The 14,288-nt window shown below is 70.3% G+C and carries 17 protein-coding genes; 11 read left to right on the top strand and 6 right to left on the bottom strand.

Features of this window, described 5'->3' with window-relative positions:
- Positions 1-4: 4 nt before the first annotated feature.
- Positions 5-328, bottom strand: a complete 324-nt coding sequence (locus EPL04_RS06860; protein WP_209019583.1) for a DUF5789 family protein — start codon at positions 326-328, stop codon at positions 5-7.
- A 145-nt stretch (positions 329-473) separates the two neighbouring features.
- On the opposite strand from EPL04_RS06860, the gene EPL04_RS06855 reads away from it, so the two are divergent.
- A complete protein-coding gene (locus tag EPL04_RS06855; RefSeq protein WP_134670592.1) occupies positions 474-1,637 on the top strand; it encodes a thiolase C-terminal domain-containing protein in 1,164 nt (387 codons plus the stop codon).
- Positions 1,634-2,020 (top strand): Zn-ribbon domain-containing OB-fold protein, encoded by a 387-nt coding sequence (locus EPL04_RS06850; RefSeq protein ID WP_134670591.1) that lies wholly within the window; start codon positions 1,634-1,636, stop codon positions 2,018-2,020. The genes EPL04_RS06855 and EPL04_RS06850 overlap by 4 nt, the downstream gene beginning before the upstream one ends.
- Here the strand turns inward: EPL04_RS06850 and EPL04_RS06845 are convergent, their stop codons facing one another.
- Together EPL04_RS06845 and EPL04_RS06840 are read right to left on the bottom strand one after the other, a co-directional pair.
- A complete protein-coding gene (locus tag EPL04_RS06845) occupies positions 2,021-2,995 on the bottom strand; it encodes an alpha/beta fold hydrolase (protein WP_134670590.1) in 975 nt (324 codons plus the stop codon).
- A gap of 70 nt (positions 2,996-3,065) precedes the next feature.
- On the bottom strand, positions 3,066-5,081 hold the full coding sequence (locus EPL04_RS06840) for a prolyl oligopeptidase family serine peptidase (protein WP_245154538.1): 2,016 nt from the start codon (positions 5,079-5,081) through the stop codon (positions 3,066-3,068).
- Positions 5,082-5,172: 91 nt separating this feature from the next.
- Here EPL04_RS06840 and mvk point away from each other — a divergent pair, with 91 nt between their 5' ends.
- From mvk to EPL04_RS06815, 6 genes are all read left to right on the top strand, one after another.
- Positions 5,173-6,162, top strand: a complete 990-nt coding sequence (gene mvk / locus EPL04_RS06835; RefSeq protein ID WP_134670588.1) for a mevalonate kinase — start codon at positions 5,173-5,175, stop codon at positions 6,160-6,162.
- Positions 6,159-6,908 carry an isopentenyl phosphate kinase gene (locus EPL04_RS06830; protein WP_134670587.1) on the top strand — a complete coding sequence of 250 codons (750 nt, stop codon included), beginning with the start codon at positions 6,159-6,161 and terminating at the stop codon, positions 6,906-6,908. The genes mvk and EPL04_RS06830 overlap by 4 nt, the downstream gene beginning before the upstream one ends.
- Positions 6,909-6,990: 82 nt before the next feature.
- Entirely contained in the window at positions 6,991-7,914 is a 924-nt protein-coding gene (locus EPL04_RS06825) for a DMT family transporter (protein ID WP_134670586.1), read from the top strand.
- Positions 7,915-7,993: 79 nt separating this feature from the next.
- The gene (locus EPL04_RS06820) at positions 7,994-9,355 is read left to right on the top strand and encodes an LLM class flavin-dependent oxidoreductase (protein WP_134670585.1); all 1,362 of its coding nucleotides are present in this window, start codon (positions 7,994-7,996) and stop codon (positions 9,353-9,355) included.
- A 63-nt stretch (positions 9,356-9,418) separates the two neighbouring features.
- Positions 9,419-9,541 carry a hypothetical protein gene (locus tag EPL04_RS19315; RefSeq protein ID WP_280633721.1) on the top strand — a complete coding sequence of 41 codons (123 nt, stop codon included), beginning with the start codon at positions 9,419-9,421 and terminating at the stop codon, positions 9,539-9,541.
- A gap of 179 nt (positions 9,542-9,720) precedes the next feature.
- Positions 9,721-10,137 carry a hypothetical protein gene (locus EPL04_RS06815; RefSeq protein ID WP_134670584.1) on the top strand — a complete coding sequence of 139 codons (417 nt, stop codon included), beginning with the start codon at positions 9,721-9,723 and terminating at the stop codon, positions 10,135-10,137.
- Positions 10,138-10,176: 39 nt separating this feature from the next.
- Here the strand turns inward: EPL04_RS06815 and EPL04_RS06810 are convergent, their stop codons facing one another.
- Complete coding sequence (locus tag EPL04_RS06810; RefSeq protein ID WP_134670583.1) at positions 10,177-10,563, bottom strand: YccF domain-containing protein; 387 nt, start codon at positions 10,561-10,563, stop codon at positions 10,177-10,179.
- A gap of 103 nt (positions 10,564-10,666) precedes the next feature.
- On the opposite strand from EPL04_RS06810, the gene surE reads away from it, so the two are divergent.
- From surE to EPL04_RS06795, 3 genes are all read left to right on the top strand, one after another.
- Positions 10,667-11,440 (top strand): 5'/3'-nucleotidase SurE, encoded by a 774-nt coding sequence (gene surE, locus EPL04_RS06805; RefSeq protein WP_134670582.1) that lies wholly within the window; start codon positions 10,667-10,669, stop codon positions 11,438-11,440.
- A 63-nt stretch (positions 11,441-11,503) separates the two neighbouring features.
- Entirely contained in the window at positions 11,504-12,184 is a 681-nt protein-coding gene (locus EPL04_RS06800; protein WP_134670581.1) for a carbonic anhydrase, read from the top strand.
- A gap of 84 nt (positions 12,185-12,268) precedes the next feature.
- A complete protein-coding gene (locus EPL04_RS06795) occupies positions 12,269-12,724 on the top strand; it encodes a hypothetical protein (RefSeq protein ID WP_134670580.1) in 456 nt (151 codons plus the stop codon).
- A 335-nt stretch (positions 12,725-13,059) separates the two neighbouring features.
- Here EPL04_RS06795 and EPL04_RS06790 read toward each other — a convergent pair whose 3' ends face one another.
- Both EPL04_RS06790 and EPL04_RS06785 read right to left on the bottom strand, forming a co-directional pair.
- Complete coding sequence (locus EPL04_RS06790) at positions 13,060-13,365, bottom strand: chorismate mutase (protein ID WP_134670579.1); 306 nt, start codon at positions 13,363-13,365, stop codon at positions 13,060-13,062.
- A complete protein-coding gene (locus EPL04_RS06785; RefSeq protein ID WP_134670578.1) occupies positions 13,323-14,180 on the bottom strand; it encodes a shikimate kinase in 858 nt (285 codons plus the stop codon). The genes EPL04_RS06790 and EPL04_RS06785 overlap by 43 nt, the downstream gene beginning before the upstream one ends.
- Positions 14,181-14,288 lie beyond the last annotated feature (108 nt).

Raw genomic sequence — 14,288 nt, 5'->3', positions numbered from 1 at the left:
CGGCTCAGAGCGGGAGCGCGGCCCGAAATCGCTCGAAGACGCCCGGCGTCCGGGAGTTTCGGTAGCGTTCGAACACCGGGTGGAGCGCGTTCAGAAACTCCTGTTTGTTCTCGAAGCGGTCGCGGTCGACGTCGCCGACAGCCTCCGAGAGGGGCACCTCGTGGCCCTTCGCGTTGTAGTCGATCTCCGGATCCGACAGCGCCCTGACGACCTCCTCGCCGGTGGCCGGAAACGTCACGTCTCCGTCGTCGAGCGCGGCCGCCACTTCGGCGATGCCGAACTCGATGACGTCCGGGCCGTCGTCGGAGTTCGACGGTGGTGGCCTCATTCCCATGGTCGAAGGTACTCACTCGCGGTACGAAAAGCTACCTCCTCGGTCTCGCGGTCGGCGCCGACCGGCCGTCCGGGCGAACCGACCCGACCGCGCGCCGAGACCAACGGTTTTCTTAACCGTCGGCGTCGTACGTGACGGTATGACAGGCGTACGAGTCGCTGGGGTCGGCCTCACCCACTTCGGGAAACACCCCGAGCGGACGGGTCGGGACCTCTTCGGGGAGGCGGCCGATCGCGCGTTCGCCGACGCGGGCGTCGACCGGTCGGCGGTCGAGGGACTGAACTACGGCAACTTCATGGGCGAACTTGCCGAACACCAGGGCCATCAGGGCCCGCTGATGGCCGAGGCCGCGGGCGTGACCGCGCCCGCGACCCGCTACGAGAGCGCCTGCGCCTCCAGCGGCACCGCGCTCCGGGAGGCGGTCAAGGACGTGCGCAACGGCGAGGCCGACGTGGTGCTCGTCGGCGGGGCCGAGCGGATGAACAACCTCGGAACCGCGGGCACGACCGAGGCGCTCGCGATCGCGGCCGACGACCTCTACGAGGTCCGAGCCGGGATGACGTTCCCCGCGGCGTACGCGCTGATGGCCCGCGCGTACTTCGAGGCGTACGGCGGCTCCCGGGAGGACCTCGCGGAGATCGCGGTCAAGAACCACGACAACGCCCTCGAAAACGAGTATGCGCAGTTCCAGCGCGCCATCTCGGTCGAGGAGGCCCTCGACGCCCCGATGGTCGCCGACCCCCTCGGGCTGTACGACGCCTGCCCGATCACCGACGGCGCGAGCGCGGTCGTGCTCGTCAGCGACGAGTACGCCGGCGACCACGGGCTAGAGGCGCCGGTCGCGGTCACCGGGACGGGACAGGGCGGCGACAAGATGGCGCTCCAGGACCGCCAGTACCTCGCTCGGACGCCCGCGGCCGAACGCGCGGCCGCGGAGGCCTACGACGACGCCGACGTCGGGCCGGCGGACGTGGCGGCCGCGGAGGTCCACGACTGTTTCACCATCGCGGAGGTGCTCGCGCTCGAAGCCCTCGACTTCTACGCGCCCGGCGAGGCGATCGGCGCGGCGGCCCGCGGCGAGACCACCCGGGACGGCGACCGACCGGTGAACCTCTCGGGCGGCCTGAAGGCCAAGGGCCACCCGGTCGGGGCCACCGGCACGAGTCAGGTGGTCGAGATGACCCGACTGCTACGGGGCGACCACCCCAACAGCGACGCCGTGGACGGCGACGTCGGGGTCACGCACAACGCCGGCGGGACGGTCGCGAGCACCACCGTCCACGTTCTGGAGGTGACAGAATGACCGACGATACGCGCGTCCGCGACGAGGGGTTCGACGACTTCCTCGACGCGGTCGAGGCCGGCGAGGGCTTCTACCTCGAGTGTCCGGAGGGCCACGGTTCGTTGCCGCCCCGGCGGGTCTGTCCCCACTGCGGGGCGGGCGACCTCGGAGAGACGCCGCTCGCCGAGACCGGCGAGATCGAGACCTACACGACGGTCCACGTCGCCGCCCCGGAGTTCGACGACGACACCCCGTACGTGACCGCGGTGGTCGACTTCGGCGGCGTCCGGCTGACCGGTCAGCTCCGGGACGCCGCGCCCGAGGACGTGGCGGTCGGCGCCGAGGTGACTCCGGACGTCGCCCGGACGGAGACGACCGGCGAGCGAATCCTCGTCTTCCGGTAGCTACGTCTCGACGCCCTCCTCGACGGGCTCGTCGCGTTCTTCGATCGACTCCTCGGTGAGCTCGTCCAACAGCACGTCGAGGAACGGACCCGGGTGCTCGGCGTGGGGGAGGAGTCGGGCGTCGTCGAAGACGACGAGCTTTGCGTCCGCGCGCTCGGCCAGCGCCTCGCCCTCTTCGAGGGGCGTCACGGTCGCGTTCCGGCCCCAGACGAGCGTGACCGGCACGTCGACCGCCGCCAGCTCGGCCCCGAGGTCGGCGTCGGGGTCGAGAAAGCCCGAGACGAACGAGGCGGGCGCGAAGCGGGCGCCGGGCTGGTGGGCGGTCTCCCACTGGTACTCGACGTCCTGTTCGGTGTAGCTCGCCTCGGTCGAGTAGGCGTCGCGGTTGTCGAACCAGTCGAGCGAGCCCTTGCTCACCAGCGCGTTGAAAAGCGCCTGTCCGACGAGCGGCGACCGGAACAGCGACCGGACCCACGTCCGGCGCGGGCCGGTCTCACCGGTCGGACACACCAGCAACAGCCGGTTGAACGGCGCGGCCTGTCGCTGTGCGAGCGTGGCGTAGGCCCCGGTCAGCGACGACGCCACGCAGGCGGCATCGTCGGTCACGTCCTCGGCGAAGTCGGCGACGAACGCGGTGTAGAGCGCCGCCGAGTAGGTCAGGGGCGGTCGGTCCGAGCGGCCGAACCCGGGGAGGTCGGGCGCGATGACGTGGTGGGTCTGTGCGAGCTGGCTCCAGATCTGGTCGAACTCCTTGTTCGACGCGGCGGCGTGGACACCGTGCAACAACAGCACGTCCGGGTCGTCGGGGTCGCCGGCCTCGGTGTACGCGACGTCGAACCCCCGCCAGCGGTAGGTCTCCTGACGGCCCTCCAGCGCGGGGTCGAGGTCGCCGGCCTTCCAGGCGAGCAGTCTGTTTGCGAGCGCGGCGGAGCCGAGTCCGCCCGCGAGGGCGGCGGCGGTTCTCGTGAGCTTCATATCGGATACGTCACTGCGAGGAAAGTTAGCCGTTGCGCCGCGACGGCGGTCGCGGCTCGCGTCCGGGCGACTACCGCTGGACGCCCAACTGGTCGTAGAGGAACGTCCAGCGGTCGAGGTTCTCGCGGACGACCATCGAGGTTGGCTTGCCGGCGCCGTGGCCGGTCTCGGTCTCGGTCCGGAGCAGGATCGGGTCGTCGCCGGTGGTCGCGTGTTGCATCCGGGCGGTCATCTTCCGGGCGTGGCCCGGGTGGACCCGGCTGTCGCCCTCGGCGGTCTTGAACAGCACCGACGGGTAGGCTCGCTCCTCGACGTTGTGGTACGGCGAGTACTCCCGGAGGTACGCGAACGCCTCCGGATCGTCGGGATCGCCGTACTCGGTGGTCCACGACGCGCCGAGCAGGAACTCGTGGAACCGGAGCATGTCGAGCAACGGGACCGCACACACCGCCGCGCCGAACAGGTCGGGACGCTGGGTGATCGCCGCGCCGACGAGGAGTCCGCCGTTCGAACCGCCCATCGCGGCGAGCCGGTCCGGGCTGGTGTAGTCGGCCTCGATCAGCCCCTCCGCGACGGCGTGGAAGTCGTCGAAGACGTTCTGCTTGTTCTCGTACATCCCCGCGCGGTGCCAGTCCTCGCCGTACTCGGCGCCGCCGCGGAGGTTCGCCTGAACGTAGACGCCGCCGTCCTCGAAGAACGGGGTCCGGAACCGGTCGTAGCTCGGCGTGAGCGAGACCCGGAAGCCGCCGTAGCCGTAGAGGACGGTCGGGTTGTCGCCGTCGCGGTCGAGCCCCTCGCGGTGGACTACGAACGCCGGGATCTCGGTCCCGTCGGCCGACTCGAAGAACCGCTGGTCGACCGCGAGGTCGATTTCCTCGTCGGTCGTCTCGCGCTCGCTGACCACCTCGGTCTCGCCGGTCTCGGCGTCGAGTCGCGAGACTCGCGGCGCGCGGTCGAACCACTGGGCGCGGAAGAACGCTTCGGGGGCGTCGGGATGGCCCCGGAGAGCCCCCCGGCCGATTGCGGCGTACCCCGGCAGGTCGACCTCCCGGCGACCGCCGCCGTCGAGGTCGTACACCGACAGCGACGAGTGGGCGTCGCGCTGGTCGTGGACGACGAGCGAGTCGCCGGCCAGCACCGCGTCGGTCAGGATGGCCTCCCGTTCGGGCACCACTTCCCGGAGGTCGTCGGGGTCGACCTCGACGGCGTCGACGTCACACGCGAGGATCCGGGCGTTCGGCGCCTCGTAGTCGGTCCGGAGATAGACCACGCCGTCCCGGACCAGCGGTCGGAACGAGGCGTCGGCGTCCGCGACGACGTCGACGAGTTCGCCGTCGGTCGGCGACCCCTCCCAGCGGTGGACGGTCGAGGTCGTCCACCCCTGGTGGAAGGCGACGACGAGCCGCCCGTCCTCGGTCTCCAGTTGGGGCCAGACGTGCTCGCCGACCTCGTCGGTCAACACCGGGTCGTCGGCGTCGGTGCCGAGTTCGTGGTATCGTAGCTCCTTGTCGAGTTGCTCGCCGTCGGCGGCCGACCCGGTCGCGACGTAGTAAAAGCCCTCGTCGGTCCACGCCAGCCCGTCGGGGCCGGTCCGACCCCGGTCGGGGAGCACGTCGCGGACCTCGCCCGACGAGACGTCGAGGACCGTCACGTCGTACTGCTCGTCGCCGCCCTCCGCGACGCCGTACGCGACCAGCGACCCGTCCGGCGAGGGGGCGAACCAGTCGAGCGACTCCTCGCCGGCCCACTCGTTGGGGTCGGCGAGCACGTCGGGCTCGGCGTCGAGACGCGGCCGAAAGAGGAGCCGGGCGCGGTCCTCGTCAGGGGCTTCGACCCGCTGGAAGTACCCCCGCTCGCGGGCGACCACCACGCCGTAGTCGGCGACCTCGGCGCGGGCCTCCATCCGGGGCGCGAGGTCCTCGCGGGCGTCGCCGTCGAGGTGGCGGTCGGTGTGGTCGTTCTGCCGATCGACCCACTCGTGTACCGCCTCGTCGTCGCCCTCCAGCCATCGGTACGGATCGCGGACCTCCTCGCCGTGGACGGTCTCGACGACGTCCCGGCGCTCGGTTTCGGGTGGGGTTGTCACACGCGGACCGTACCGCGTGGCGACCATAAATCGGTCGAATCGGCCGACGCGGTCCGCAAACGTGTTAATCCCCGGCCCGAAACCCACGCGCATGGTCGTTTCGAGTGCTCCGGGCAAAGTGTATCTGTTCGGAGAACACGCGGTCGTCTACGGCGAGCCCGCGGTGCCCTGCGCCATCGAGCGCCGCGCGCAGGTCACCGCCGAGGAGCGCGACGACGATCGCATCCGGGTCCGGGCGGAGGATCTGAGCCTCGACGGGTTCACCGTGGAGTACGGCTCGGCGAGCGACGCCGCCCCGGACGTAGACGTCGCGGAATCGCTGGTCGAGGCCGGGATGGGCTACGTCGACGCCGCGGTCGAGCAGGCACGCGACGCGGCCGACGCGCCGGAGGCCGGCTTCGACATCACCGTCGAGAGCGAGATCCCGCTCGGCGGGGGGCTGGGCTCGTCGGCCGCGGTCGCGGTCGCGGGCATCGACGCCGGCGCGCGCGAACTGGGCGTCGAGCTCTCGACCGAGGAGATCGCCGAGCGCGCCTATCGCGCCGAACTCGCCGTCCAGGACGGCGAGGCCTCGCGGGCCGACACCTTCTGCTCGGCGACCGGCGGCGCGGTCCGGGTGGAGGGCGACGACTGCCGGGCCATCGAGGCGCCGGCGCTCCCGCTGGTGATCGGGTTCGACGGCGGCGCGGGCGACACCGGCGAGCTCGTGGCGGGCGTACGGGCGCTCCGCGAGGAGTACGACTTCGCGGCCGACACCGTCTCGGGCATCGGCGATCTGGTCCGTCGGGGCGAGCGGGCGCTGGCCGACGGCGACCTCGAGGAGCTGGGCCGGCTCATGGACTTCAACCACGGCCTGCTCGAAGCGCTCGGAGTCTCCTCGCGGTCGCTCGACAACATGGTGTGGGCCGCCCGCGACGCCGACGCCCTCGGCGCGAAGCTCACCGGCGCGGGCGGGGGCGGCTGTATCGTGGCGCTCGACCCGAGCGACGGCACCGAGACCGCGCTCAAGTTCACGCCCGGGTGCGAGGACGCCTTTCGGGCCGAACTCGACACCGAGGGCGTGCGCGTGGAGGACCGATGACGACGGTCCTCAAGCTCGGCGGGAGCGTCATCACCGACAAGGACCGCCCGGAGGCCCTCGACGGCCCTGCGCTCGACGCGGCGGCCGACGCCGTCGCCGACGCGCTGGCCGCGGGCGACGTCGCCGACCTCGTGGTAGTCCACGGCGGCGGGAGCTTCGGCCACCACCACGCCAGCGAACACGGCGTCTCGAAGACCGACGGGTCGGCCGACGCGACCGCCGCGGTCGAGATCCACGCCGCCATGAAGACGCTCAACGAGTTCGTCCTCTCGCGACTCCACGACCGGGGCGTGCCCGCGGTGCCGGTCCACCCCTTCTCGGCGGCGAGCCGCGACGAGACGGCGGCGCTCGACCTCCCGACCCGACAGGTCGAGACCATGCTCGGCGAGGGGTTCGTGCCGGTGCTCCACGGCGACGTGGTCGCCCACGCGGGCGAGGGCGTGACGATCCTGAGCGGCGACGAGGCTGTCGGCGCCGTCGCCGAGGGCGTCGGCGCCGACCGGGTGGGATTTTGCTCGACGGTGCCGGGCGTGCTCGACGACGCCGGGGACGTCGTCCCGGAGATCCGGTCGTACGAGGCGGTGGCGTCGTCGCTGGGCGGGAGCGACGCCACGGACGTGACCGGCGGGATGGCCGGGAAGGTCCGGGCGTTGTTGGAACTGGACGCGCCGGCCGCGATCTTCGGCCCCGAGGCCCTCGAGGCGTTCCTCGCCGGCGAGGACCCCGGGACGCTCGTCCGGGGGTGACCCTGCTCTCGGAACCGCAGGCGGCGGCGTCCAGCGTGCCGGAACCGGGAGGAATAATTGTCCGGCGACACTTCGACACGGCGTGAACCACCGCTTTGCCACCGCCGGTCTCTTCGTCCTCCTCGCGACCCTGTGGGGGTTCTCGTTTCTGGCGATCTCGGTCGGGTTAGAGACGCTTGAGCCGATCCTGTTCGCGGCGTTCCGGTACGACATCGCCGCCGTGTTGTTGCTCGGGTACGCCGTCTTCGGCGGCGCGACGTGGCGGCCCACCGACCGGGCGAACCTCGGCGCCGTCCTCGCCGGCGGCGTGTTTCTGGTCGGCGCGAACGCGTTCCTGTTCGTCGGCCAGCAGACGGTCCCCAGCGGGGTCGCCGCCATCATGCAGAGTCTCGTCCCGATCGTGACGTCGCTGTGGGCACTGGGCCTCCTCCCCGAAGAGCGAGTTTCGGCGAGGGGCGCGGTCGGCATCCTGCTCGGGTTCGCCGGCGTCGCGCTCATCGTGCGCCCGGACCCCGCGAACCTGACCGGCGGGCTCGTCGGTCGGCTCTTCATCCTCCTCCAGGTCGCGGGCGTGGCGCTCGGCGGCGTGCTCGTTCAGCGCGCCAGCCCGACGCTCGACAACGCCGCCCTGTCGGGGTGGTCGATGTTCGTCGGGGGCGTCTTGCTCCACGCGGTCAGCGCCGGCGTGGGCGAACCGTTCGCGCTCCCGTCGACCCCGGCGGCGGGCGCCGCGGTCGGGTACCTCGGCGTGTTCGCGACCGCGATCGCGTTCCTCATTTACTTCACGCTGCTTGAGGTCCGGGGCGCGCTCGAAACCTCACTGGTCTCGTATCTCGTTCCGGTCGTGGCGACCATCGCGGGCGTCGTCGTGCTCGGCGAGTCGATCACGCCGCTGACCGTCGTCGGGTTCGGCGTCGTGTTCGCCGGGTTCGTGGTGCTCAAGCGCCGGGCCATCGCCGACCTCATCGACGGCGCGCGACGGGCCGGCGGGACCGCCGGCGACTGACCCGCGGGCCGTCAGAGATCGGCCCCGTATCTCGCCGGTATCAGCCGCCTTTTGGACGATCCGGCCGAGTGATCCGGTAATGGCCGCCGACTACATCCATCTGAACCTGTTCACGATGAACTCCGTCGAGCACGTCACGACGGGCAACTGGCGGACTCCGGGCGATCAGTCCCACCGTTACACCGACCTCGACTACTGGCTCGACGTGGCCCGAACCGCCGAACGGGGCGGCTTCGACGGCGTCTTCTTCGCGGACGTCCGCGGCATCTACGACGTGTACGGCGGCGATCGGGAGACCGCCATCGAGAACGCGATCCAGACGCCCTCGAACGACCCCGCGTATCTGGTGCCCGCGATGGCGTCTGTGACCGACCACCTCGGGTTCGCGGTCACGAAGTCGACCTCGTACAACCACCCCTACCAGCTCGCCCGCGAGCTGTCGACGCTCGACCACGTCACCGACGGTCGGGTGGCGTTCAACATCGTCACCTCGTATCTGGAGAGCGCCGCGGCCAACCTCGGGGTCGACGACCGGATGGACCACGACGAACGCTACGACCGGGCCGACGAGTTCATGGACGTCTGTTACGCCCTCTGGGAGGACAGCTGGGACGACGACGCCGTGGTCCGGGATCGCGAGACCGGGGTGTACACGGCCCCCGACGGGGTCGAGGCCATCGACTTCGAGGGCGAGTACTTCGACGTTCCCGGCCCCCACGGCTGTGAGCCATCCTCTCAGCGCACGCCCGTGCTCTATCAGGCCGGCTCCTCGGAGCGGGGCCGGGCGTTCGCCGCCGACAACGCCGAGGCGGTCTTCGTGAGCCAGCCCACCGAACGAGGCGTCCGCGACTACATCGAGGACATGCGCGAGCGGGCGGCCGAGCGCGGCCGGGACCCCGACGACCTCCGGTTTTTCCCGGGCATCGTCCCCGTGGTCGGCGAGACCGAGGAGATCGCACGCAAGAAGTACGAGACCTACGCCGAGAACGTCGACACCGAAGCGACGCTCGCGCTGTTGGCGGGGTTCATCGACCTCGACTTCTCGGAGCTCGACCCCGACCAGAAGGTCGAGCACATCGAGACAGAGGCGATCCAGGGCGCGATCAACGCCTTCACCAAGAACGATCCCGACCGCGACTGGACGGTCGGCGAGGTCGCGGAGTTCGCGGGGCTCGGGACCACCTCGCCGGTCGTTGTCGGCGACCCCGAACAGGTCGCCGACCGGCTCGAGTACTGGCACGAGGAGGTGGGGGTCGACGGCTTCAACCTCAAGGAGATCGTCCGACCGGGGACCTTAGAGGACTTCGTCGACATGGTGGTGCCCGAGCTTCGGGACCGCGGACTCGTCCGCGAGGCCTACGAGGGCCAGACCCTGCGCGAGAACCTCTTCGAGGAGGCGGGCCGGACGGCGCTGGCCGAGGACCACCCCGCGCGGCGGTGAGACCGGGGACCCGTCGGGCGATCCGCCACCTCGCTTAAGTCTCTGAGGCGGGTAGATCCGAGCGTGAGGACGCGTTCGGTCGCGGTCGTGCTCGCGGTGGCGCTGATCTCGGTCGTCGGGGCCGCGTCGGGCGTCGGCGCCGACGGGACCGACCCCCCGAGTGTACGTACGACGAGTCGGCGCTGAAGGCCTACCAGCCGACGACCGCGATCGGACACCTCGACGTCGAGCCGACCGCGAGCTACGGCGGCGTCTACTCCTCGCCCGACCGCGAGACGACGGCGTACGTCTACTTCCTGCGGTACCCCAGACAGAAGGGGACGCTGACCGTCGACAGCCACGCCGAGGACCGCGAACCCGTCTACGTGCTGGTCGACGACGACACCGGGGAGGTACGGCGGATCATCTACTCGGCGTACCACTACGTCAAGGGCACCGAGACGCCGTCGGACCTGCCGATGAACGGCTCGCACGTCCGGCTTCGGGTCGTCGAACCCTGGCACCAGTACGCGCCCGCCGACGAGCCCGGGACCCGGGTCCGGTTGCGGAACTACTGCGAGGCGGTCGAGGACTGGCACGCCGACGGCTGGCGGGCGTCGAGGGCGGCCACCGAGAACCCGTGGACGATGACCGACCGGGACAGCTGGTGGCGACGCGGCTCGCTCGACTACTCGCTGTCCGAGCGCTACTGGGAATCGCGGCGGGCGTTCGAGGACGCGGTCCCGCCGATCAACGTCAGCGTCCCGTCGCTGACGGGGCGACCCGAGCCCACACCCCCGTGAGACGGCGTCCGACGCCGCGGTCGGAACGTCCCGGTCGACTCAGTACCGATAGAGGGTCGTCACGTACGGCAGGCGGTTGTACAGCCAGACGGCGACCGGGAGCCCGACCACGGTCAGCGAGACCACGTACGCCAGCCCCATCCAGGCGAGGCTGGCCCACCATCCGACCAGCAGAAAGTAGACGGCCCGAACCGCCAGATTCGGTTGTTCGCGCGCCCCCGAGCCCGCGACCAGCGACCCCGACCGCTCTTTGAGCGTCAGCACTTTCGGGACGGCGTTTATCATCTTGATGCCGACCGGGAGCCCGACGATCGTCACCGTGAGCACCCACGCGGCCGTGAGCCACAGCCCGGTGGCCCACCAGCCGACGAATAGGTACCAGAGCGCCCGGACCACCAGCGAGTGCTGTTTCCGTCGAGTCGACATGCGTCCTCGGGGAACTATCGCTTCGGGACATATGCCTTCCGGTGGCACGACCGCCGGGTTCGGGAACCGAGCGCTTTTGACCCGGCGCTCCGACACCACGCACATGACCGACTCCCTCGAGATCCTGCTGACCAACGACGACGGGATCGACAGCCCCGGCATCCGCGCCCTCTACGACGAACTCGCGGCGGTCGGGAACGTCACCACCGTCGCGCCCGCCGACGACCAGAGCGCGGTCGGCCGGGCGATGTCCTACGAGGTGGCCGTCGAGGACCACGAACTCGGCCACGCGGTCCACGGCACGCCCTCGGACTGCGTCGTGGCCGGCCTCGCCGAGATCGGGCCGTACCCGGACGTGGTGGTCTCGGGCTGTAACAAGGGCGCGAACCTCGGAGCCCACATCCTCGGCCGGTCGGGCACCGTCAGCGCCGCGGTCGAAGCCGCGTTCTTCGGCGTGCCCGCGATCGCCGCCTCGCTCCACGTCCCCAACGACGAGTGGCCCCGCGAGACCGCGGTCGACGAGTACGCCGAGGTGGCCGAGTCGGTGCGGTATCTCGTCGAGGAAGCTCCCGACGCGGGCGTGTTCGAGCACGCCGAGTACCTCAACGTCAACGCGCCTCTCCCGACCGAGGAGCACACGCCGATGGTGGTGACCCGGCCCTCCCACGTCTACGACATGGACGCGACCCGAGACGGCGACGGCGTGGTCTCGCTCCACGACAACACCTGGTCGCAGATGGAGTCGGACACGCTCCCGGACCCCGAGGGGACCGACCGGCGAGCGGTCTACGAGGGCAAGATCAGCGTCTCGCCGCTGACCGCGCCCCACACCACCGAGCGCCACGAGGCGCTCGACGACCTCGCCGAACGCTACTGATCACGCGAGGAGCGGTCGACCGAGAGAACAAACATATAGGTGCCCGAGCGCGTCTGCAGAACCATGTCGCGAACGCTCCGCGAACTGCTCGACGGGAACGCGGCCCACGCCGCCGACTTCGAGACCAGATTCGACGCGGTTCAGGACGCCCAGCACCCCGAGGCGGTCACGGTCTGTTGTTCCGATTCGCGAGTCCTCCAGGACCACGTCTGGGGCAACGACGAGCCCGGCCGGCTGTTCACCTGCGGTAACATCGGCAACCGGGTCGTCCAGCAGACCGCCGACGGCGAGGTCGTCTCGGGCGACGTCCTCTATCCGATCGAGCACACGGGCACCGACACCGTCGTCGTGATGGGTCACACCGGATGCGGCGCGGTGACGGCGACGTACGACGCGCTGACCGACGGCGTCTCCGAACCCCCGGGGATCGACCACTGCCTCGATCTGCTCGCGCCCCACCTCGAACCCGGCGTCGAGGCGCTCCCGGCGGACCTCGACAGGGCGGCGGCGATCAACCGGCTCGTCGAGTACAACGTCGACCGGCAGGTGGCGTTCCTCCGCGAGAGCGACGAGGTCCCCGACGGGACCGACGTGTTCGGCGTCGTCTACGACTTTCAGGACGTCTACTCCGGGCGGCGCGGGGAGGTCCACGTCGTCAACGTCGACGGCGAGCGAGACGTCGAGACGCTCCGGGACGCACACCCCGAGGTGGCAGACCGGATCGAACGCCGCTGGGAGTACTGACTCGGACGACGCGAGAGAAGTCGGGGACGACCGCGACGCGCCTCATCCGAACGTTTTTGAAACACCCTCCCCGAGGACGGTGTAATGCACCGACCCTCGTCCGATCCTTCGAACGGGGAGTCGTCGCTGTTTCATCTCGTTTTCGTCTGGTTGCTCGTCGGGCCCTCGTTTTTCGATCTCGGATGGGACGTAGCCGATGCAGTCCCGGTCTCGGGTCCGCTCTCTTCGATGGGAGCCGGCTTGGTCTTCGGAACTGTCGTCGTCGCCGTACTCTGGATCGCGGGGTTCCGCCCCTCGCTTTCGGCCGGTGGCGGCTACTTCATCGCCGAACTGGCTTCGCACGCTCTACTGACTCTTGGCGGGAGCCTGTTCGTCGTCTCCGAAGGGACGCTCTCACCGTGGAGCGAAGTTTCGGTTCGGAGCCTCTCGATAACACTCGCGGCCGCGCTCGTCTTCACCAGTTCGGGAAGACGGATTCGTGCCGACATCTGGAAGCGGGGACGGAACCTCGTCAAGACGCCGCCCGACGTCGACTCGTAGACGGCCGCTCTGACTATCCTGGGTCCCGTTAGCGACGCTTCCGGTGTTCCGGCTTGAGGCCCGATTATGCAATCTGGCTTATGGAAGGCGGTATGCGTCTCGTCGACCTCGCGCAACTGGTCGGTGCAGTTCTGCTCGCACTGCTCGTCGTCCCACCGGTCGTGTACGTCGCATTTCACCCGAGCGTGAACTTCTGACCGGCGCCGCTGGCGTGTGGATGCGAGTGCCGCTGTCCGTCGCCGGCGTGATTTTCGCCACCGCCCTCTGGGGAGCCCTCCGGGTGGTCGAGTGAGACTACGCACGAACAGCACGAGTCGACGGCGCCGCGCTCGGTGTTACCTGCTCTCGCGTTGCTCGACCTTGTTCAGCTCGATCAACAGCCGAAAGATCGCCTTCACGAGGTTGTCGTCGACGTCGAACTTCTGGGCGTTCGCGCCCGCCCGGTCCATCACGCGCTGTTCTTGGTCCTCGTCGGTCGTCGGCATGTCCCGCTGGTCTTTGACCTCCGCGACCGTCTCGGCCACGTAGGTCCGGCGCGCGATCAGTTCCACGATTTCCCGATCGATCGTCTCTATCTCTTCGCGGAGCTCCGCGAGGCTCATCTCGTCCGGCCGCCGTCGTTGCGTGTTGTCGTCAACCATGTCGTACCCTCCAGTTCGTTCCATCGGTCGCGGACCCCGGCGAGCGCCTCGCGTTCGCCGACCGCGACGAAGCTCGGTCCGGTCCCCGACAGCGAGACGCCGGCCGCGTCGGGGAGCGCCGACAGCATCGGGTCGGCGGGGAACTCCAGCGCCGCGCAGAACGCGAAGCCGTTGACCGTCATCGCCTCGGCGTACCGGCCCTCGAGCGCGAGGTCCGCGACTAACTCCGCGACCGGCGCGATGCGTTCGCACCGCGAGACGTCGGCGTCGGCGCTGTAGGCGGTCTCGGGCGGCGTCCACACGAGCACGTCCCACGAAACGTCCTCGTGGGCGAGCAGTTCGTCGGTCCGGTTGTCGGTGACCGTGACGCCACCGAGCATGCTCGCGCTCGCGTCGTCGAACGCGCCGGTCACCGTCACGCCGGCGTCGCGGGCCGCCTCGACCCCGAGCCGACAGGCCGCCTCCCGTGGCACCTCCTCGGCGATCCCGAGCGCGTCGAGAGTCGCCAGCACCGTCGCGTTCGCCGCCGCGCTCGAACTCTTGAGCCCGGCGGCCATCGGCACCTCGCTGTCGGTCCGAACCGACCCGCCCGAGAGATCGCCGTCGCCGTATTCCGCGAGCGCGCGCTCGACGCACCGTTCGATCAGCTCCGTGTCGGCGTCGGGCGCGTCCGCGATCTCGCCGGCGACCGTCCCCGAGTCGTCGAGTTCGACCGTCGCGGTCGTCTCGGCGTCGATGGCGAACGCCGACCCCTTGCCGCAGGCGAGGGCGTTCAGCACTGTTCCCGCCGCGGGCGCCGAGGCTCGACCGTCCATGTGTGTCCGTCTCTCGCGGGGGGTATTGACGCTGGTGGTTGGCGCAAGACCGACTCCGGAGCCGACGAGCGCCGCCGTCCGAAGCGCGTCCCTTTTCCCGATACCTCG

The sequence above is a fragment of the Halorussus marinus genome, from assembly GCF_004521895.1.
GTDB lineage: Archaea > Halobacteriota > Halobacteria > Halobacteriales > Haladaptataceae > Halorussus > Halorussus marinus.
Note: the sequence above shows the minus strand (reverse complement) of the source record. Positions and strands in the feature narration are given on the sequence as shown.

What these genes read in the sequence shown, in the direction of transcription:
- EPL04_RS06860 (WP_209019583.1), bottom strand. Translation starts at nt 328, where the DNA reads ATGAGGCCACCACCGTCGAACTCCGACGACGGCCCGGACGTCATCGAG.
- EPL04_RS06855 (WP_134670592.1), top strand. Translation starts at nt 474, where the DNA reads ATGACAGGCGTACGAGTCGCTGGGGTCGGCCTCACCCACTTCGGGAAA.
- EPL04_RS06850 (WP_134670591.1), top strand. Translation starts at nt 1,634, where the DNA reads ATGACCGACGATACGCGCGTCCGCGACGAGGGGTTCGACGACTTCCTC.
- EPL04_RS06845 (WP_134670590.1), bottom strand. Translation starts at nt 2,995, where the DNA reads ATGAAGCTCACGAGAACCGCCGCCGCCCTCGCGGGCGGACTCGGCTCC.
- mvk (WP_134670588.1), top strand. Translation starts at nt 5,173, where the DNA reads ATGGTCGTTTCGAGTGCTCCGGGCAAAGTGTATCTGTTCGGAGAACAC.
- EPL04_RS06830 (WP_134670587.1), top strand. Translation starts at nt 6,159, where the DNA reads ATGACGACGGTCCTCAAGCTCGGCGGGAGCGTCATCACCGACAAGGAC.
- EPL04_RS06820 (WP_134670585.1), top strand. Translation starts at nt 7,994, where the DNA reads ATGGCCGCCGACTACATCCATCTGAACCTGTTCACGATGAACTCCGTC.
- EPL04_RS06810 (WP_134670583.1), bottom strand. Translation starts at nt 10,563, where the DNA reads ATGTCGACTCGACGGAAACAGCACTCGCTGGTGGTCCGGGCGCTCTGG.
- surE (WP_134670582.1), top strand. Translation starts at nt 10,667, where the DNA reads ATGACCGACTCCCTCGAGATCCTGCTGACCAACGACGACGGGATCGAC.
- EPL04_RS06800 (WP_134670581.1), top strand. Translation starts at nt 11,504, where the DNA reads ATGTCGCGAACGCTCCGCGAACTGCTCGACGGGAACGCGGCCCACGCC.
- EPL04_RS06795 (WP_134670580.1), top strand. Translation starts at nt 12,269, where the DNA reads ATGCACCGACCCTCGTCCGATCCTTCGAACGGGGAGTCGTCGCTGTTT.
- EPL04_RS06790 (WP_134670579.1), bottom strand. Translation starts at nt 13,365, where the DNA reads ATGGTTGACGACAACACGCAACGACGGCGGCCGGACGAGATGAGCCTC.
- EPL04_RS06785 (WP_134670578.1), bottom strand. Translation starts at nt 14,180, where the DNA reads ATGGACGGTCGAGCCTCGGCGCCCGCGGCGGGAACAGTGCTGAACGCC.